Source organism: uncultured Alcanivorax sp. (assembly GCF_947258575.1).
In the GTDB taxonomy this organism is placed as follows: Bacteria; Pseudomonadota; Gammaproteobacteria; order Pseudomonadales; family Alcanivoracaceae; genus Alcanivorax.
In genome coordinates this window covers 437,858-456,582 of sequence record NZ_CAMYIV010000012.1, presented here as the reverse complement: position 1 = coordinate 456,582, position 18,725 = coordinate 437,858, and the positions used below count along the sequence as shown (strand labels likewise).

Here is an 18,725-nt window from a genome sequence, read left to right as displayed (position 1 = left end):
CAGCGCTGGTTAATTTTTCTACAATACCCCGTTTTCAGCAGGAACGGGTGCCCGTAACGGTGGCACCAACACTTGCATTCAGACTGAGCGAATACATGCAAAAAGACAACACAAGCACCTGGACCCTGGATCAGTTCCCGGTGCCGGAAAAAGACGGCGAAACCCGCTTCCACGATTTCGATCTGGACCTGAGCCTGATGCGCGGCATCGCCGAGCAGGGCTTCCAGTACTGCACTCCCATCCAGGCGGAAGTGCTGGAACACACCCTGGCCGGCGCCGACGCCATCGGCCGGGCCCAGACCGGCACCGGCAAGACCGCTGCTTTCCTGATCACCGTGATCAACGACCTGCTGCGCCACCCCATTCAGGTGAAGCGCTACGCCGGCGAGCCCCGCGCCCTGATTGTGGCCCCCACCCGGGAACTGGCCATGCAGATCGAGAAGGACGCCAGGGCGCTGGCCAAGTACACCGATCTGCAGGTCATGAGCGTGGTCGGCGGAATGAACTTCAACCGCCAGCAGGAACGCCTGCAAAACGAATTGATCGACATCCTGGTAGCCACCCCCGGTCGCCTGCTGGATTTCGCCAAACGCCGCGACCTGTGGCTGGACCGGGTGGAGTTTCTGGTACTGGATGAAGCGGATCGCATGCTGGATATGGGCTTTATTCCCGATGTGAAACGCATCGTCGGCATGACCCCGAAGCCCCAATACCGCCAGACCCAACTTTTCTCCGCCACTTTCAGTGACGATGTGATGAACCTGGCCAGCCGCTGGACCGAAGCTGCCGAAGTGGTGGAAATCGAGCCCACCCAGGTAACCACCGACACCGTGGAGCAGAAGGTCTACATCACCAACGCCGACGACAAGTTCACCCTGCTCTACAACCTGATCACCGGCATGAACATGGACAAGGTGATCGTATTCGCCAACCGCCGGGACATTACCCGCCGGGTCAGTGACCGCCTGCACAAGAAAGGCCTGAAGGTGTCGCTGATCTCCGGCGACGTACCCCAGACCCAGCGCATGAAGACCCTGGAACGCTTCCGCGCCGGCGACCTGCAGGTGCTGATCGCCACCGACGTGGCCGGCCGCGGCATCCATATCGACGGCGTGTCCCACGTGGTCAACTACAACCTGCCGGAAGACCCGGAAGACTACGTGCACCGTATCGGCCGTACCGGCCGGGCCGGCGCCAGCGGCATGTCCATCAGCTTTGCCTGTGAAGACGATGCCTTCCTGCTGCCGGAACTGGAAAATGCCATCGGCATGAAACTGGAATGCGAGTACCCGCCGTCGGATCTGCTCGCCGAGAAGGACTCAGAGAATGGCAAAACGCATCAGCCCGGATGAGGGCAAAACCCGTTTCGAGCAGGGCGATGCCCTGTTCGTGGACATCCGCGACCCGGCCAGTTTTGCTGCTGGCCATTTACGCGGCGCCGTCCACCTGACCCAGGCCAACGTGGAACCGTTTCTGGCCGATACCGCTGCGGAAAAGCCACTGGTGATCTACTGCTACCACGGCAACAGCAGCCAGGGCGCCGCCGACTGGCTGAGCGAACAGGGATTCAATGACGTGGTCAGCCTGGACGGAGGCTATGAAGTCCTGCGCCAGCGCTTCCCGGAACTGCTGGAAGAGATGGCGTAACCACGCGAGAAGTAACACGCGGCACGCCATACAACACGGTTTGCAAACGCCAGACGGAGATGATTGCGGGCGCCCATGCCTTCAGGCAGCCATTCATCTCCGCCACTTTTCCCTCTGCAAGGTTCGGCCTCTGCATGAAGCGTGCAGCGCCTTCTAGAACCGGTAGCCCAACCCCACCATGTAGACCCAGGGATCGATTTCCACATCGATCTTGTCCACGCGGGCATTATTCACGTACAGCCGCGCCTCGGTATCAATATCGATGTTCCAGACGCTGACGTTGAACAGCCAGTTGTCGTCGAGAGCAAAATCAGCCCCCACCTCCCAGGCAAAACCCATGGAGTTACTCAGCTTCACATCGGCATCGCCCCCCCCCCAATAGCGGGCTCACCACAGCATCATCGATGCGATCCTCAAAAAACAGGGTGTAGTTCAGGCCAGCCCCAACATAAGCCCGCATCGGCCCGATCTGTGGCGCATAGTATTGCGCCAGCAGCGTCGGAGGCAGATGGCTGGTTTCCCCAATGGCCACATCACCGCCCCCGGTCTCCAGAAGGATGTCGTGGGAAAAGGGAGTGGCTCCCACCAGTTCAACACCGATCGAGTCGGTGACCATATAGGCCAGGGTCAGGCCTACCTGAGTGTCGTCATCCACATCCACACCCAGCCCCCCCACTGCCGGCAACGCCGGGTTGAAGGTCTCACTGCTGGCATCCGGGTCAACCTTGATCCCCCCCAGACGCACAATCACATCCCCCGCCTTGTGAGCCAGGGCAGGCCCGGCCATCAACACCCCAGTTAGCAGCAGCGCCGCTTTTCCTTGTCCTCGCAGTTGCATACAGTTCCCCTTTCTTCCAGCAAGATAGAGGCAGTGACCCGATACCCGACACGGGCTGTAATGGCCACCGCACCGGCACTATTGAAAGACCGATGGCGACCGGGGGTATTGTTCTAAATCAATAAAAAGAGGCTTTACTACATGTCATCCGCCGAATTCATCTCCGCCCTGCGTGATGCGCACCAGGCACACCTTTGTGCACAACTGCAAAATGAAGAGCACTGGCATGCCCTGATGGCCCAGGCCAGCGGCAACCTGGGAGCTGTACCGCTGGGCAAGCTGGTTGACAGTGATTCCCTGACCGCCGTGGTGGATCAATGGCTGCAACAGGCACTCAGTGCCCAGGGATTACAGGGTGTGGTCAGCGATGTCAGCAAGGCGGTCTGGGAAGCTGCCGAAAAGGATCCCGCCACTGTCGGCGAGCTGCTCAGCGAAGAGCATTTCGAAGCGATCCTGGAGCAGGTACTGAAGCTGCAAACCCTGCGCGAGAAAGCCATCCACGCGGCCATGAGCCATCCGCTGGTCAGCGAAATGGTCAGCGAGATGCTCTACACCGGCATCAAGAATTTTCTGCTGGAAGAAAACGCCCTGGCCAAACTGCCCGGCGTCAGCAGCGTCATGAAAATGGGCCGCAAGAGCATGGTGGGCAAGGCCATGGGCGGCATGGAAGAATCCATCCGCGACTACCTGAGAAAGAATATCCGTGTCACCCTGAAAACCGGTGAACAGTGGCTGAACAAGCAGCTCACCAACGAGCGCATCGAACAACTGGCCCGCGATGGCTATCAGCGTGTGGCTCCCCTGAAGCCCGCCAACTACCTGAAGCTGGTACCCGCCGGCACCATTGATGAAGTGATCAGCCAGAGCTGTGCCATTGGCGATGAAACGGCCCGTCTGGATTACACCCGCCGCCTGGTCAGCGTAGGCATCCACGCCGCCATTGAATCCCTCAGCGATATGCCCCTGCAAACCCTGCTGGATGGCATGAAGATCAGCGAAGACAACGTTCGTGACATCACCGCCCCCGCCCTGGCCCGCGGCGCTACCGTCCTCATTGAACAGGGCGTGCTGGCACCGTTCATTCAGTGGGTGCTGGATGATTTTTATCAGTCGGAAGCGTGCAAGAAAGCCGTTGAGGCAGTTAACAGTTAATAGTGAACAGTTAACAGCGACGCGACCCTGCTTTGGTGGGGTTTAAAACCTGAGAGGCCGCGCCCAAAGTCTGGGCGCGGCCTCTTGCGTTGAAGTGACAGTGACATTTCCCGCGAACTGTTAACTATTCACTGTTAACTGTTCGCTCAGAGAAACTGCTCCGCATACTCCGCCAGCAACGACCTCGGCACCCCGTTCAACTGCACCGAACCGCCATGGACGAAACGCTTGAAGCGTTCGGTCATGTAGGTGAGGCCAGAGCTGGTGGGTGACAGGTAGGGGGTGTCGATCTGGGCCAGGTTGCCCAGGCACACCACCTTGGAGCCTTCCCCGGCCCGGGTGATGATCGCCTTCATCTGATGGGGGGTCAGGTTCTGGCTTTCGTCGATCAGGATCAGGGATTTCTGGAAACTGCGCCCGCGGATATAGTTCATGGCCTTGAACTGGATATTGGCCTTTTCCTTCACGTATTGAATGCTGCCCGAGGGATTTTCATCGTTCAGGTGCAGTGCCTCTATATTGTCGTTGATGGCTCCCAGCCAGGGATCCATTTTTTCCTCTTCCGTACCGGGCAGGAAGCCGTGCTCTTCCGCCAGCGGCGGCGTTGACCGGGTCGCAATGATCTTGTTGTAGCGCTTCTGCTCCACCGTCATTTCGATGGCGGCCGCCAGCGCCAGAATGGTCTTGCCGGAACCGGCCGCGCCGGTGAGGGTCACCAGGTGCACATCCGGGTCCATCAACAATTGCAGCGCCATGGCCTGCTGCAGATTCTTGGGCCGCAGCCCCCAGACCTCCTGATCCAGCAAGCTGTCAGCCTTGTAGTGCCGCAGGGTCACAACCCCGTTATCCACATCCAGCACCCGCCCGACGAACCCTTGCTCATCGATGATGTACTGATTGGGATAGACTTCTTCACCGAGAATCTCGCTGACCAGTAACCCGTGGGACAGATGGTGCAGGGTATCCGCCCCCACCTGCTCGGTTTCCACCTGGGTCACCTGATCCCAGAAGGAACCGGGCACTTCGAAATAGCCACGGGTCAGCTGCTTGATGTCCGTGACCAGCTGATCGTTATGGTAATCCTCCGATTCGATGCCGCAGGCCCGCGCCTTGAGGCGCATGTTGATATCCTTGGTGACCAGAATGAAACGGCGCTCTGGCTGCCTGGACTGCATGGCCACCACATCATTGATAATGCGATTGTCGTTCAGGTCATTAGGCAGGGGGGTATTCAGCTCCCCGGACGTCGACATCAACACCGTCAGCGTGCCCTGGGTGACCGTCTCCGGCCCGCGGGGAATGGGGATGCCCGCTTCTACCTGCGCCGGTGTGGCGCTACCCAGCACCCGGTCGATCTGCCGAATGGCCGCGCGACAATCCGCCGCCGTATGGGATTTGTTGCCGCTCTTCAGCTTGTCCAGTTCCTCCAGCACCGTCATGGGAATCACCACCCGATGTTCCTCAAAGTTGAGCAACGAGTTCGGATCGTGGATTAACACGTTGGTATCAATGACGTAGGTTTTTTGCTGTTCTTGCTCGAGGGTTGAATCGTTCTGGTTGGCGCTTGCGTGGTTGATGGAGAGGGTGTGAAGTCTGGCCGCGCGCTCTTCCATGCGTATCCCCTGTGACGGTTGCGTCTCGGGCGGCATTTGGCTGGGGCGTCAGATCTGGCTCTTACCTGATAAAGCGAGAGTGACGCCTGCGCCTGCCGCCATTGGTTTAAGCCTTTTGGCGGTTCAGTTGCAGCAGCTGTAACAGCTTTTGATCGCGATCACTCCCGCAATGGCGGGATTCGAATTACCATAACCCAGCTTTTTCGAAATGATCAATAGAAAACCTCGTAAAGTTTGCCACCGGGCAGGCGGACGGCTGTCATAGCGTTTAGAATTCTCACTGGTTGTTTGTCCTCACCTCCTTTTTCTGTCAACAGGTTATCGCCATGTCCCTTGAGCACCCGCACGTCATGATGCCGCCGCCAGCCCTATACCTGGGCGGCCTGCTGATGGGCTATGGCATTGATCAAGCCCTTACCCTGCCCGCCCCGACGTTTCCCGGGGCCCGCTGGGTGATCCTGGCCCTGGCGGTGATCGGCACGGCCCTGGTGTTGGCCGCCGTCATCCAGCTGCGCCTGGCACGCACCACCCTGGTCCCCCATCGCCCGGCCAGCCAACTGCTTACCCGGGGCGTGTTCCGGCTGAGCCGCAATCCCATCTACCTGGGCTTTACTGCCCTGTACCTGGCCATGGCACTGAACCAGCACAGCCCAGGGATGCTGATCATGCTGGTACCGATTGTCTGGGTGATCCAGCAGCATGTGATTGCGGCGGAAGAAGCCTTTCATGCTCAGCAGTTCGGGGAGCAATGGCAGGCCTATCGGCAACGGGTACGGCGCTGGCTGTAACACTGACACGGGCGCGGATAGCGATTGCCTGCGATCCGGCCTTGAGGAACTCCACCGCGCCCAGCTTGCCGTGTTGAAGTCGCATATGGCGGGATCCGAAATGCCCCGGCACCAGGGTGCTGGCACGGGTCTGGCGGGGCAACCAGCCCAGTCGTCGATAAAGTTCCGCCACCAGCTCCGAACAAAACCAGCCACGCTGATCCGGCTTGCGGGTAAAGCCTGTCAGCACATCCAGGGCATTGCACAGCACGTAGTTCTTGTAGGGACGATGAAGCAGGCGTTTTACCATCCGCGCCAGCAATTGCTGCTGGCGGTCACTCAAGGGGGGGCCATGCCGACGACGCAACGCCACGGTACCCGGGTAATCGCGCAACTTGTCCACCAAGGGTACCAACGCCACCCCGGCCACCGGGCACCCCAGGGTCACATCCGACGATTCACTGAGGGTGGTGGATTCAAGAACCAGAGGGTCGGGATTGCCAGGCAGGTGCACCACCATACCGATATGACTCCAGGGGCTACGGGTAAAGACCCGGATCACCTCACTGGTAAAACCACGACCCGAGAACAATAACAAATCCCCGGTTCGCAGCGAGCAAGCAGACTCAAGAGGCATTGTCATGGGCATCGCCACAGGCTCTTATCCGTTGCAGGACTATCCTGGGGCCACACTAGGAAAATGACGTGACGGTTCGCTGACAGTGGCGTCACGGTTTGGTGAAGAAAAACTGCCAATCTCTCTACAGCGCCGCCGTAGGAACGGAGCGTAGCGGAGTAACGCCCGCAGGGCGGCCCCGAAGGGGTGAGCGCAGCGAATAACACCTCTTGAGGTGCGAATCCGAGCGACAGCGAAGGAAATGTGCAAGGCAACCACCGGCTCCTTCTAGAGAAACCTGTCGAGCCCAGAAATCCCTGATCGCCCTTCGGTCGATTTCCTCGCTTCGCGAGGTTCGCGGCTCAAGATCCGCTCCTACAGCGGCTCCGTAGATACCCAGGTGATAACATGCAGGTCAGGCATCGTCACATTCCTGTTATCTACCGTCGTTACCCTGTGTGATCCTCTTTGCCTGTCCCCGTCCCCCGCCTATGGAAGACAAGCTCTACCTGCTGCAACGCCATCTGCCCGAGCTCCTGCACCTGGATGCCCTGATTCGTCATGGTGAACGTCACCTGCGCGTGTCCACGGTTCATGAGGTGCCCATGGGTGAGTTGTCATTGCCGGTGCGGGTGATCGAAATGGGCAGCACCTCTCCCGGTGTGCCGGTCATCGGTTTTTTTGGTGGCGTTCATGGTGTAGAGCGGATCGGTAGCCAGGTGCTGATGTCCTGGCTGCACAGTCTGATTCATCGTTTGCAGTGGGACGATCAGCTCCACCGGCGGCTGGAGCAGGTGCGGCTGGTGTTCATGCCGATGATCAATCCGGGCGGTATCTGGAAGCGCACCCGCAGCAACCCCAATGGCGTGGATCTGATGCGTAACGCCCCTATTGATGCCATGGGCCGGGTGCCCTTTCTGGTAGGCGGCCACCGCATCAGTCGCCATCTGCCCTGGTACCGGGGAAAAAGTGGTGCGCCCATGGAACCGGAGGCCCAGGCGGTGATTCGTGTGGTGCAGGAAAAACTGATGCCAGCACCGTTCTCCATGAGCCTGGACTGCCACAGCGGCTTTGGTCGGCGCGACCGCATCTGGTGTTGTTACGCCCGCAGCCATCGTCCCATTCCCCATATCGGCGAGGTATTCCGGCTCAAACAGCATTTTGAGGACACCTACCCTCATCATCATCCCTACTTGATCGAGCCACAGTCAGTGAACTACACCACCCATGGTGATCTGTGGGACTACCTTTACGACGACGCCCAGGAGCGGGCACCGCATCACACCTTCCTGCCGTTCACCCTGGAAATGGGCTCCTGGCTATGGGTGCGCAAGAACCCGCGGCAGATGCTGGATTTCTTCGGCTATTTCAATCCGGTAATCGGCCACCGCCATCACCGGGTACTGCGCCAGCACCTGCCCCTGTTCGAATTTCTCACCGCCATGACCGCCAACGCCGGCAACTGGCTACCCACTACTCGGGAAAAATCGGCGCTGACCCGGCAGGCCATTGCCCACTGGTTTGGGGATGCTGACTAACCGCTGGTCCTGTGCAAAAGCGGCCCCTCTGCGCGCGCCGGATACGCCAGACGTCATTCATGGCCCCGACCTTGCAACAGAAAAGCCCATTGGGTCCGCCGCCCGGCTGACTTACACTTTGCCAAACGCCTCGATAAGGACACACCATGAAAGCCCTGATACTTGCCCCCCTGGCCCTGCTGGCCGGCTGTCAGCACCTGAATTACCAGCCACCGACCAGTGGAGATACCGCCCAGGTCACCTTCACCAGCAACAATACAGCCGCTCAACCGGTGGTCTGTGTGCCCGGCAAGGGCTTCAAATCAACGGAATACGCGCTGTCGCAAAACCCGGTTAGCGGAGGAGCCCTGGACGATTTACTGAAAACCATGAAGAAAAGCCCCCAGGTCACCACTACGGTCGATATTGCCCCGGCCACCCGCATCGGCGTCATGTATAACCGCCGTCAGGCTGACAATAGCCGTGACCGCTGCAAAGTAGCCCTGCAGTTTGCCCCTCAGGCCGGCGGCGACTACCAGGCGCACTTTGTCCATGAGAACGGTCAATGTGGTTTGTCACTGAAAGACGCCAGCGGCGCCAGTGTGGATGCCGTGCTCACGGACTGGCAGTGCCCATAATATGCGCACCAATGCGGTGCGCAGCACCAATTTCGCGCACCGCATTGTCTGTTTCCCCTTTGTTAAACCCCCTTTTTCTTCCTGCGAAACCATCAAGCTGCTGTTTTATATAAACAAAAAATAGTTGGCACGCTCTCTGCAATATCTTTTTCGAGCCGAAAAGGCGGTGCGTCACCAGCGCACATTGAACGAATTAGACTTGTTAAGAGGGTTGCACATGAAAAACGTATTTGGTCTGAAGAAAACCGTTTTGGCCGCTTCCATCGTGGCTGCCAGCCTGGCTCCGGCCATCGCTGCTGCTGAAGTCAGTGGTACCCTGGGCGCTTCCAGCCAGTACTTGTGGCGTGGTCAGCAACTGACCGACGGCGCTGCGGTATACGGTAGCGTTGACTACTCCCACACTTCCGGTCTGTACGCTGGTGCCTGGGCATCTTCTGAAACCGACGACACCGAGTACGACCTGTACGCCGGTTTCGGTGGCGAGATTGAAGGTCTGAGCTACGACATCAGCTACATCGACTATAACTACACCGCTGGCGGCACCGCAGGCGACAACCCTGCATCTGGCGCTGACTTCCAGGAAGTACACCTGGGTGTAGGTTTTGCCGGCCTGAGCGCTGACGCCTTCATCGGTGTAGGCAACTCCGGCAAGGGCGGTGATGAAGATTACGAAAGCGATTACTTTGCTGTGGGTTACGGCTACGACAAGTACTCCGCCACCGTAGGCTTCTATGACTTTGAAGCTGACGACAGCGATTACACTCACGTGGATCTGGGCTACGCCGTTACCGATCAGTTCACCTTCACTCTGTCCAAGATCGTTGATCAGGAAGAAGACAACACTTACGACGACGACCTGGTCATGAGCGTTTCTTACGAGTTCGCGCTTTAAGCACCAAGAAAACGGGCGGCTCACGCCGCCCACTGTTTAACGCCGCGGGGCTCTCCCTGGTCCTCGCAAACACGCAAGCAACCCCGCGGCGTCTTTTTACCTTCCACGCAACATCCCCCGCGCTTCAGGCAACACGCCAAACCTGTCGTTACCTCTCTGCAGAAAAGTACACTACCAGCGCATCATGATCCGATACCGGCGCCACCCCCTGGCTGCCATAGAGGCTGTGATAGCGACCTGCATTGCCACGGCTTACCGCCATTGTGATGACAGACGTTTCCAAATCCGGTGACACCCAGATATGGTCCAGGGCCTGTGGTCGGCAACGGTGACGAAAACTGTAACGTTCCCGCTTTGGCAGCCGTTGCCACAGATTGAACAGACCGGATTGCGCAAAACGCCTATAGCTTGCCGAGATACGCCCGGCGCCCCAGGTGCTGTTGAAATCACCGGCCATTATCAACGGCCCACTTTGCTCAATGGCCCAGCTGGCCAGCAACGCGGCCTGACGCTGCCTTTTTTGCCGAACCCGTGACTTGTGCAGACCTCGCGCACTACGCAAGTGCACAACGACCAACTGCAACTGCCGGGGTTCTTGCACCGTCACGCGCAGGGGTGGACGGGAAAACAATGCATGGCCGTGAAAGCCCTGCTCCGCAAACAGACGGTCCACCGACGCAATCCGCACCGGCTGCCGATACAGCAGCCCCACATCCATGCCGGAAGGGTCATTGCCCTCTTTCAGTGCGACGCGGTAACGCCAGCCGTGCCTGGCAAGGCGTACCGCCAGGGCCTCGAGTAACTCACGATTTTCCACTTCCTGAACAGCCAGCATATGGGGCGCCTGCAAAGGGCCGGCAATAAACCCAGCCAGCGCCTGTATTCGCCTGTTCAACACAGCCTCGGAAAGCGGTTCATCCAGCCGGCTGTCTTTGCGGGTATCGCGAAGCCGCCACAGGTTCAGCGTCGCCAGAGTCCATTCATTCGCTTGCGGGGCGGGAATACTCCGGGCCGGGGCAAGACCTCGACAATCCGCCGACAGCGCTGTCGCGGCCAGCAGACACAACAAGATAATCAGAAATCGCATGCAGGCAGTCTATGACCGCACAGCGATCCGTAACACCGGAAAACGCGGAGGTTAATGTAGGAAAAACAATAAGAATGATGAACAAAAAAAGCCCGCCAATGAGGCGGGCAAGGGGTATGTGAACAACAACAGAAAACGTCAGGGCCGATAGACCACTTTCAGATCCGGGGTCACCAGTGCTGCATCCAGATAACCGACAAAGTTCCGGTTGCTACCCACCAGCAGAACCATCTCCTGTTCACTGGAGACTTCCCGGGGCGGCATCCCCCGGCCGGTAAAGATCATCCTCGCCCAATAACTTTTCATCTGCTCGGCACTCTTGCCGAGCACCTGCTGGTAAAAATTATCTCGAGCACGGCCCCGTGACGGCAAGTCCAGCGGCTTCACCGAGGCACCGGATACCCGGCGGGTCTGGCCATTGAAGATCTGTCGCACTTCATCCTGAGTCAGTGCATCGAGACCGCTGTTGGCGGACACCACCACCACCGGTTCTGCCTGGGCCGCTGCCGCCAGCATCAGGAGCAATGAAAATAGTATTTTTTTCATGGCCATTCCCCCTTAAAAAACCAGATCCGCGCTGAGGCGAATCACCGTGGCATGATCGTCTTCAAGCTGGCCTCCGTCGGTGAAGAAGAACCCGGACGTGGTAACATCACTATCGGAAAAATCGTAGTAATAACTCACCTCCCCTTTCAGGGCGATGGAGTCGGTGAGGGAATAGCGCAGCCCACCGGTCCAGCTCTTCTGTTGTTCCGCCAGGCCATTATTCAGGGCAGCCGGAAGGCTGCTATCCAGATCACGAGGCGTCACTTCTGCCCAGGTGACCATGGGCATCCACTTGCCCAGGTATTTGCCCACTGTGACGTAGCCACTCTCGCTGCTCGGGTACCAGTTACCAAAATCCAGCCGCGCCTTTTCCGCGGAGAAAAACCAGCTACCGTCATCGTATTGCAGCCCGACACCCGCAAAATAGGTGTAAACATCATCAAAGGAGAGCCCCAGGACGGCAGGCGGGAAACCAAGGGCACCTTGCAAATCCTGCTGGCTGACGGAAACGTCCGCAGCGGTGTAGGCGGCTCTCGCCGTCCAGTTACGCCAGTAGCTGGTAAAATTCACACCGCTCAGGTCATCGGCCTGGAACTGGGCATTGGCCACACGCTCACCGCCATCCACGGTACTGGAACCCCAGAACCCGGAAAGACGGTGTGACACAGGCCCGCTAGTGAAACGCCAGGAGGCTTCCACCGCCTCCATGGTTTTCACCGGTGCCAGTTGATACACCTCCGCCGGCAAGCTGGCCCACGGGTAGGCATAGCCCACATCGATGTACTGGGAGTGCATGTAGAACGGCGCCACGATACGCCCCGCTTTCATGCTCACAGAATCGCTGACCTGATAATCCAGATAAGCCCACTGCAATTCCGCGTTGAATTCGTCATCGCCGGACGCAAACAGCTGCACCACAGCTTCCGCCCGGTCGCTGAGCTCGGCATTGAACTGTACGCCAGCGCGAGTCAGGGAATCATGGCTCCATTTATCACTGGCGCCATCGATGTAGCTGGCAGAACCAGAGGTGGTGTCCACCTCGGCCCGGGACATGCCAGCAGAGAGAAAACCGTTGATACGGATCCGGTCAGCAGCATCGCTGAGGGTATTATCAAACTGCTGCTTTTCGAGCTGTTCCAGGCGCTGCTCATAATCACGCAGCCTCTGCTGGACATCACCTTCCGGAGTCTGGGCCCAGACAGGGCCCGCACTCAGTAAAGTACCCAGCATCACGGATAATACCTTCTTCATAGATCCCCCACGCTTTTATAGCCGTTTTAATCACATAACGACTACGAATAAAGCATGGCATTATCCGTAAAAAAGAACCGGGTTCAACCGTCAGATTGGGACGCTCGTTTTACCGGGAACGCCGCGCAGGCATCCTGCCCGCCATTCAGATGAAAGCAAACTTCCACACTGTCCCCGGGAGCCGGGACCTGTGTGAGTTTCATCAGCATCAGATGCCTGTTCCCCGGTGCCAGTACCAGGCTCTCTCCGGCCGGGATTGCCAGGTGATGCAGGTGCACCATCCTGCGACTGCCGTCAGCGGCGGTTTCCACATCATGCAGCATGGTGTGGCCGGCAACGGGGGTGCTGACACCGGTAATGATCACGGTATCCTCGCCGGTATTGTTCAACGTGGCATAACCCGCCATGGTCGGCGACACCGGTGGCACCGCACGTAACCAGGGGTCGGAAAACGTCAGCTCCGCGTGAGCAGGCACGGCAAGGGCCAGCACGGCGCCTGCCAACAGAGCGTTAAAGCAGGCTTTTGGCATCAGTTACCACCTCGTCAATGGTGAAATCCGCCGGGTACAGTTTGCGCACCCGACCCTGGTCGTCCAGTAGATAAATATAGTCACTGTGAGTGAACAGGTAGTCCTGTTCCGCCTGATCCTTGATAAACACCACCCCGTATTGCGTTGCCACCTCGCGGATTTCCGCCAGGCTGCCGGTCAGGCCGATGATGTCCGCCTTGAACCAGGGCAAATACTCCTTCAGGTGCTCCGCTGTATCTCGCTCCGGGTCGAAGGTAATAAACACAGGCTGTACCTGGCCTGCTTCACCGGCCTCTTGCAACTGCCGATACACCTGGGCCACTCGGGCCAACACTGCCGGGCAGATGTCAGGACAATGGGTGTAACCGAAGAACAGGATGGAAACCTTGCCCTTGAGCTGTGCCTGGCTGAAAGGCTCGCCGTTGTGGTCAGTTAGTGTAAACTCACCACCCAGCCTTGTATTGACTGGCAAGTCGCTTTCCTGCTTGCCACAGCCGGCAACCAGAAGGGCCAGAAGCACTGGCAGGATGTACGGCAGTTTTCGCATGATCTCTCCGGTTGGTATAATCCGCGCCCATTTAAGCGGACTCTAATTGCAGCCGCGCCCATTTTCACTCTATTCAACGGTTAGGCAACCCATGGCACGCAAGCTTTTCATTCAGACCCACGGCTGCCAGATGAACGAGTACGATTCCACTCGCATGGTGGACCTGCTCGAATCCAGCCACGGCCTGGAGCCCACCGACAATCCGGCAGAAGCAGACGTATTGCTGCTCAACACCTGCTCGATCCGCGAAAAGGCCCAGGAAAAAGTATTCCACCAGCTGGGTCGCTGGAAAAAGCTCAAGGACGCCAAACCGGACATGGTGATCGCGGTAGGCGGCTGCGTGGCCAGTCAGGAAGGCGATGCCATTCGTGACCGGGCCCCCTATGTGGACGTAGTGTTCGGCCCGCAGACCCTGCACCGTCTGCCCGGCCTGATCACCCAGGCCGCCACTACCCGGAAACTGGCCATCGATGTGACCTTCCCGGAAGTGGAAAAGTTCGACAACCTGCCGGAACCCAGCGTGGACGGCCCCAGTGCCTTCGTGTCGATCATGGAAGGCTGCTCCAAATACTGCACCTTCTGTGTGGTGCCCTACACCCGCGGTGAGGAAGTCAGTCGCCCGGTGCAGCCCGTGCTGAAAGAAGTGGAGCACTTGGCAGAAATGGGCGTGCGCGAGGTGAACCTGCTGGGTCAGAACGTGAATGCCTACCGGGGTGTGGGCGCCGACGGCGACATCCTGGACCTGGCCGACCTGATCCGGCTGATCCGCGACATCGACGGTATTGATCGCATCCGTTACACCACCAGCCACCCGGTGGAGTTCTCCGATGCGCTGATCCAGGTCTATGAAGACGTGCCAGAACTGGTCAATCACCTGCACCTGCCGGTGCAGTCCGGCTCCGACCGCATCCTGGCGATGATGAAGCGCAACCACATGGTGCTGGAATACAAAAGCAAGCTGCGCAAGCTCAAGCGCATCCGCCCGGACATCTCGTTCAGCTCCGATTTCATCATCGGCTTCCCCGGGGAAACCGACCGGGACTTCGAAGACACCATGAATCTGATCCACGACATCGGCTTCGACATGTCCTTCAGCTTCATCTACAGCGCCCGCCCCGGCACCCCGGCGGCAGACCTGCCCGATGATGTGCCCATGGAGGTGAAGAAACAGCGCCTGGCGATTCTGCAACAGCGCATCACCCAGAATGTGCAGGACATTTCCCGCAAGATGGTGGGCAGCACCCAGCGAATTCTGGTGGATGGTTTCTCCAAGAAAGACCCGGGCCAGCTCAAGGGCCGCACGGAGAACAATCGGGTGGTTAACTTCCGCAGTGATGATACCGACCTGATCGGCAAATTCGTGGACATCACCATCGATCAGGCCTACAGCAACTCCCTGCTCGGCAGCGACCCGCGCAACCCGGGCTGACCCCGGGTTGCGACTTTGCCTGCTATAGCGCCACCGCCCGACCAATGAACAGAACCGGCCCGGTGGGTCGATCAGCGGGAGAGCCACCCGGCGGCTCCAGCGTCAGCTCGAACAGCTGGCCACTCTCCACCCCGCCCACGCGGCTGGCCGGTAACACCAACGGCTCGCCGGGCTGCACCAGGCCCAGGGAACGAGGGCCCAGTGCCGGGTCTGCCAGGGTCCAGAACTGGACACTGCGATTTGCCGGGTACTGACTCTCCGACAGCGGCGTCAGCTGCAAGTCCCCCTGCGCAGACACGGTCACTCTCCAGCCCGGGCTGGCGGCCTCACCCGGTGCCTGCAGCACCACGGTATAAACCGGCGCCGGCACCCGCAGTGGCCCCAGCAGCAATACCACCGCCACCAGCAAGGCAACACTGACGGTGCGCCAGAGCGTCAGGCTCTGCCACAACCACTGCCAGTCAAACCGGCCGCGGACATCCGCCGAAGCGGTTTGCCGGGAAATCTCGCGCCATACTCGCGGCGGCAACGGTACCGGTTCCAGCAGCTCTGCCGCCCCCAGCCAATGCTCCCGCCAGTGGCCGGCCAGTTGCGCAGCGTCCTCGTCCTGTTCCAGCCACTGCTCAATCTCTGCCGACTGCTCACGGGAATGCAGACCCAGGACATACTCGGCAATCAACAGACTCTGTGCTTCAGGCTGTTCCGGAATCATAGTCGCAGACACTCCTGCAGCCCTTTCAAGCCTGATCGAACCCGGCTCTTGATCGTCCCCAGAGGAACGGCCAGGGTTTCGGCAATCTGTTCGTAGGTAAACCCATGATAGAACGCCATGAGAATGGGGCGGCGGCGATCCATTTGCAGACCTTGCAGACAGTCGACGATGGCGCGTCGCTGATCCTGCTCCACGGAGCATTGCTCTGGGGAGGGGCCCGGATCAGGCCATTGATCCCCTGGCAGGGGCTCGAACGCATCCCGTCGGGAGCGGTGGTGTTGGTTGATCAAGCGGTATCGCAATAATCCGAACAGCCAGGCCCGCGCGCAACCTCGCTGGCTTTGAAAGCGCCTGGCATTTTCCCAGACCTGAATAAAGGTATCCTGCAACGCATCCTCAGCCAGTGATGACTCGCCGGTAAATCGGCGCGCCAACGCCAGCATGCGTGGCGCTTCATTGAGATAAAGCTGATGAAATGCCTGTCGGTCGCCACTGGCACATGCCCGTACCAGGGCATTGCCTTCTTCCAGCTCAGCGCGTGAATCGTCCATGAACCTGCGTATCCAGTAAGAAGCAGAATGAAGATGATTCACCAGAGTACGAGAAGAATGTGTCAACAAGAGGAAAACCGGGCCGCCGAAGCGGCCCGGTACAGGGAGCCGTAAAAGCGCTCCCCCGTGCTTACTCCGGCGCGCGGCCAAGATAATCCGCAATCAGCGACACCGATTCCGGCGACGACTGCATCCAGGTCTGCGAAGGCGTTACGTCACCACCGGCAGAATCAAGGATATTGTCAAAGCGCAGCACCATGCCCTGGGATTTCTCCGCCACATACAGGTGCTCACCATCAAAGGCGATATCCACCGGATTACCGAGCTGGGTGTTGCCCACCGTACTGTTGTCGCCGTTATCGATATTCACGGTGACATCGGTGATGCCGTCAGCGGTGGAGCCGTTGTCCAGCACATACAGCTTGCCGTCGGTAGGGTTAGCGCCGCTACCCACATCCGACAGGATCAGCTGGTCGGTTTCCGCCACATAGACAATGCCATGCAGGTTGGTCGGGGCGGTAAACGCCACACCCGCCTCGGCAGGCGTAATCACCCGGTCAGGGCCAGCGCTGCCACGCGCCGTGCTGTAGCTGTCAAAGACCGCTACCGTGCCATCGGTGAGGGCCACGAAGAGCTGATCGGAATCCGGGTCGTAATCCAGATCCCAGGGCGCCACGGACAGGCTGGTGGTGAACAAGGGAGCGGCATCGCCACCGGCCTGGGCGCCGAACACCCGCACGGACGGGTTACCGTTATCGGTGACCAGCACCCAGCCCAGCGAGTCCGCCACATCAAAGCCTTTCGGTGCCATCAGGCCGGTGCTCGCGCCTTCAATCACCCGGTCACGACTCACAGAGAACATCTCGCCATCGCGATCCGTAGCCAGACGGTTGATCACAGCCAGGCCAGAGTCGTAGGTAATATAGGCATCGCCCAACTGGTTGAATGCCAGGCTTTCGCGATCCTGATTTGTGGAAAAGCCGCGCTGCATGGCGCCCAGATCCAGGTCCAGTACCACCACATCCGGGTCGCCTGGAGCGGCCGGCGGATTGCTGGTTACCGCAACACCGGTGAAGGTGGTCCCGGCGATATCGATATCGGAAAGGCCCGGCTGCAAATCGGACCCATTAATAATGGCCAGGGATTCCGGTTTGATACTATCGACGACCCGGTTCGGCGCGATGTCCCCTGAACCGCCGGAAAACACGTTGCGGTACACCAGAATGGCATCGTTGGATTTTTCCGCGATGTAAACCGTGTTGCCATCCAGCACCAGGTCCACCGGGTTGCCCAGTTTGGTCGCCGGGCCGGCCAGGGTCCGTGCAGGCGTCACTGTGCCATCGGCAGTGGACGCATTCTCGATCACATACAGCTGGCCATCATCCGCCACCGCAGCATCACCCACATCACTGACCACCAGGGTGTCAGAGTCAGCCCGATAGGCGATTCCATGCATATTGGAGACGGTACCTGCCGTATCCGGGGTAATCACCCGGGCGGGGGTCGACATAAAACCTCCCGCGACATAGTCATCCACCACCATCACGGTGCCATTGGTCATGGCCAGGAACAAACGGTCCGCCGCTTCGTCGTAGGCCAGATCCCAGGTATTGCCTGACAGGGCGGTACTGGCCAGGGGCGTGGCACTTTCTCCCGCTGCAGTGCCGTAGACTTCGACACTATTGCCGCCGATATTGGCTGCCATTACCAGCCCGGCTTCATGGGCGATGGCAATCCCTTTCAGCGTCATGGAACCCGGTGCCGCAACACTACGGTCCAGAGTGGGCACCGCCGCAGAGCCGTCGGTTCGCTCAGCCAGCTGGTGCAGAACCTGTAACGTGCTGGGAGCCCCGGCACTGTCGTTGGCGGCGTAGAGATTGCCCAGCAGGTCCAGCGCAATGCCTTCATTGGCATCCGCATTGAAAGTCCCTTGCACTTCCAGGCCAGCATTCAGGCGGTCGATCTGGCCGGCATTACCACTACCATTGTGCATCACCAGCAATGACGGCCCCTGGGCCACACCAGGGGAATTGATCAGGGATCGGTCGCTGCCATTACCCCCACAGGCTGCCAGCGTTACCGCAACGGCCAGTGGCGACAGCCACAGCAAACCTTTGCCATTCACATTCATCTCATCTCTCCTTGGATAGCGATGCCGGCTTTCCGCCGGTCAGTCAGGACAATGCGTCCTACTGCTGATACCGCCGCCGCACAGAAACGGATGTAACAGCGCGTAATAATTCTCGTTTGAAATGTATCAGCCACAGGAATCGTGCCGCCCTACCGGTTGTCCGACACCCCGCCATCAACGCTTGCGGCCCGCCACCCTCCGGGGCTAGGCTGCGCGGGTAATTTTTCTTCCCCGAAAACACGCTTCGGGGTATTCTGAAAC

The 18,725-nt window shown here is 59.1% G+C and carries 19 protein-coding genes and 1 pseudogene; 8 read left to right on the top strand and 12 right to left on the bottom strand.

The features are described from left to right. Positions 1-95 precede the first annotated feature (95 nt). Both rhlB and glpE read left to right on the top strand, forming a co-directional pair. Complete coding sequence (gene rhlB, locus Q0Y02_RS15605; protein ID WP_297770507.1) at positions 96-1,352, top strand: ATP-dependent RNA helicase RhlB; 1,257 nt, start codon at positions 96-98, stop codon at positions 1,350-1,352. Then, complete coding sequence (glpE, locus tag Q0Y02_RS15600; protein ID WP_297770504.1) at positions 1,327-1,647, top strand: thiosulfate sulfurtransferase GlpE; 321 nt, start codon at positions 1,327-1,329, stop codon at positions 1,645-1,647. The genes rhlB and glpE overlap by 26 nt, the downstream gene beginning before the upstream one ends. A 153-nt stretch (positions 1,648-1,800) precedes the next feature. Here glpE and Q0Y02_RS15595 read toward each other — a convergent pair whose 3' ends face one another. Continuing rightward, complete coding sequence (locus tag Q0Y02_RS15595; protein WP_297770501.1) at positions 1,801-1,986, bottom strand: OmpW family outer membrane protein; 186 nt, start codon at positions 1,984-1,986, stop codon at positions 1,801-1,803. A 4-nt stretch (positions 1,987-1,990) separates the two neighbouring features. Further along, complete coding sequence (locus tag Q0Y02_RS15590; RefSeq protein WP_297770498.1) at positions 1,991-2,485, bottom strand: OmpW family outer membrane protein; 495 nt, start codon at positions 2,483-2,485, stop codon at positions 1,991-1,993. Positions 2,486-2,626: 141 nt separating this feature from the next. Between Q0Y02_RS15590 and Q0Y02_RS15585 the strand changes: the two genes are divergently transcribed. Continuing rightward, positions 2,627-3,637: a hypothetical protein gene (locus Q0Y02_RS15585; RefSeq protein ID WP_297770495.1), complete on the top strand. Its 1,011-nt coding sequence runs from the start codon at positions 2,627-2,629 to the stop codon at positions 3,635-3,637. A gap of 146 nt (positions 3,638-3,783) precedes the next feature. Here the strand turns inward: Q0Y02_RS15585 and Q0Y02_RS15580 are convergent, their stop codons facing one another. After that, on the bottom strand, positions 3,784-5,250 hold the full coding sequence (locus Q0Y02_RS15580; RefSeq protein ID WP_297770492.1) for a PhoH family protein: 1,467 nt from the start codon (positions 5,248-5,250) through the stop codon (positions 3,784-3,786). 326 nt (positions 5,251-5,576) lie between these two features. On the opposite strand from Q0Y02_RS15580, the pseudogene Q0Y02_RS15575 reads away from it, so the two are divergent. Beyond that, positions 5,577-5,939, top strand: a pseudogene (locus Q0Y02_RS15575) (methyltransferase); the annotation flags it as partial. Here the strand turns inward: Q0Y02_RS15575 and Q0Y02_RS15570 are convergent. Continuing rightward, complete coding sequence (locus Q0Y02_RS15570; RefSeq protein WP_297770489.1) at positions 5,914-6,660, bottom strand: YiiX/YebB-like N1pC/P60 family cysteine hydrolase; 747 nt, start codon at positions 6,658-6,660, stop codon at positions 5,914-5,916. The pseudogene Q0Y02_RS15575 and the gene Q0Y02_RS15570 sit on opposite strands and share 26 nt — an antisense overlap. Before the next feature lie 464 nt (positions 6,661-7,124). Between Q0Y02_RS15570 and Q0Y02_RS15565 the strand changes: the two genes are divergently transcribed. From Q0Y02_RS15565 to Q0Y02_RS15555, 3 genes are all read left to right on the top strand, one after another. Then, entirely contained in the window at positions 7,125-8,171 is a 1,047-nt protein-coding gene (locus tag Q0Y02_RS15565; protein ID WP_297770485.1) for a M14 family zinc carboxypeptidase, read from the top strand. Between the two features lie 146 nt (positions 8,172-8,317). Continuing rightward, entirely contained in the window at positions 8,318-8,788 is a 471-nt protein-coding gene (locus Q0Y02_RS15560) for a hypothetical protein (protein WP_297770483.1), read from the top strand. A gap of 217 nt (positions 8,789-9,005) precedes the next feature. Then, positions 9,006-9,680: a TorF family putative porin gene (locus tag Q0Y02_RS15555; protein ID WP_272963317.1), complete on the top strand. Its 675-nt coding sequence runs from the start codon at positions 9,006-9,008 to the stop codon at positions 9,678-9,680. A 148-nt stretch (positions 9,681-9,828) separates the two neighbouring features. Here the strand turns inward: Q0Y02_RS15555 and Q0Y02_RS15550 are convergent, their stop codons facing one another. The 5 genes from Q0Y02_RS15550 to Q0Y02_RS15530 all read right to left on the bottom strand — a co-directional run bounded on the left by Q0Y02_RS15550 (position 9,829) and on the right by Q0Y02_RS15530 (position 13,641). Continuing rightward, positions 9,829-10,767 carry an endonuclease/exonuclease/phosphatase family protein gene (locus tag Q0Y02_RS15550; protein WP_297770480.1) on the bottom strand — a complete coding sequence of 313 codons (939 nt, stop codon included), beginning with the start codon at positions 10,765-10,767 and terminating at the stop codon, positions 9,829-9,831. Between the two features lie 138 nt (positions 10,768-10,905). Beyond that, positions 10,906-11,313 carry a hypothetical protein gene (locus tag Q0Y02_RS15545; protein ID WP_297770478.1) on the bottom strand — a complete coding sequence of 136 codons (408 nt, stop codon included), beginning with the start codon at positions 11,311-11,313 and terminating at the stop codon, positions 10,906-10,908. 12 nt (positions 11,314-11,325) lie between these two features. Then, positions 11,326-12,564 carry a hypothetical protein gene (locus Q0Y02_RS15540; protein ID WP_297770476.1) on the bottom strand — a complete coding sequence of 413 codons (1,239 nt, stop codon included), beginning with the start codon at positions 12,562-12,564 and terminating at the stop codon, positions 11,326-11,328. Between the two features lie 83 nt (positions 12,565-12,647). Beyond that, positions 12,648-13,094: a copper chaperone PCu(A)C gene (locus tag Q0Y02_RS15535; RefSeq protein ID WP_297770474.1), complete on the bottom strand. Its 447-nt coding sequence runs from the start codon at positions 13,092-13,094 to the stop codon at positions 12,648-12,650. Further along, entirely contained in the window at positions 13,075-13,641 is a 567-nt protein-coding gene (locus tag Q0Y02_RS15530) for an SCO family protein (protein WP_297770470.1), read from the bottom strand. Before Q0Y02_RS15530 ends, Q0Y02_RS15535 begins: the two co-directional genes overlap by 20 nt. Before the next feature lie 91 nt (positions 13,642-13,732). Here Q0Y02_RS15530 and miaB point away from each other — a divergent pair, with 91 nt between their 5' ends. Next, the gene (miaB, locus tag Q0Y02_RS15525; RefSeq protein ID WP_297770468.1) at positions 13,733-15,070 is read left to right on the top strand and encodes a tRNA (N6-isopentenyl adenosine(37)-C2)-methylthiotransferase MiaB; all 1,338 of its coding nucleotides are present in this window, start codon (positions 13,733-13,735) and stop codon (positions 15,068-15,070) included. Between the two features lie 22 nt (positions 15,071-15,092). Here the strand turns inward: miaB and Q0Y02_RS15520 are convergent, their stop codons facing one another. From Q0Y02_RS15520 to Q0Y02_RS15510, 3 genes are all read right to left on the bottom strand, one after another. Further along, the gene (locus Q0Y02_RS15520; protein ID WP_297770465.1) at positions 15,093-15,782 is read right to left on the bottom strand and encodes an anti-sigma factor; all 690 of its coding nucleotides are present in this window, start codon (positions 15,780-15,782) and stop codon (positions 15,093-15,095) included. After that, the gene (locus tag Q0Y02_RS15515) at positions 15,779-16,333 is read right to left on the bottom strand and encodes a sigma-70 family RNA polymerase sigma factor (protein ID WP_297770461.1); all 555 of its coding nucleotides are present in this window, start codon (positions 16,331-16,333) and stop codon (positions 15,779-15,781) included. The genes Q0Y02_RS15520 and Q0Y02_RS15515 overlap by 4 nt, the downstream gene beginning before the upstream one ends. Positions 16,334-16,463: 130 nt before the next feature. Then, the gene (locus Q0Y02_RS15510) at positions 16,464-18,464 is read right to left on the bottom strand and encodes a hypothetical protein (protein WP_297770459.1); all 2,001 of its coding nucleotides are present in this window, start codon (positions 18,462-18,464) and stop codon (positions 16,464-16,466) included. Between the last annotated feature and the right edge of the window lie 261 nt (positions 18,465-18,725).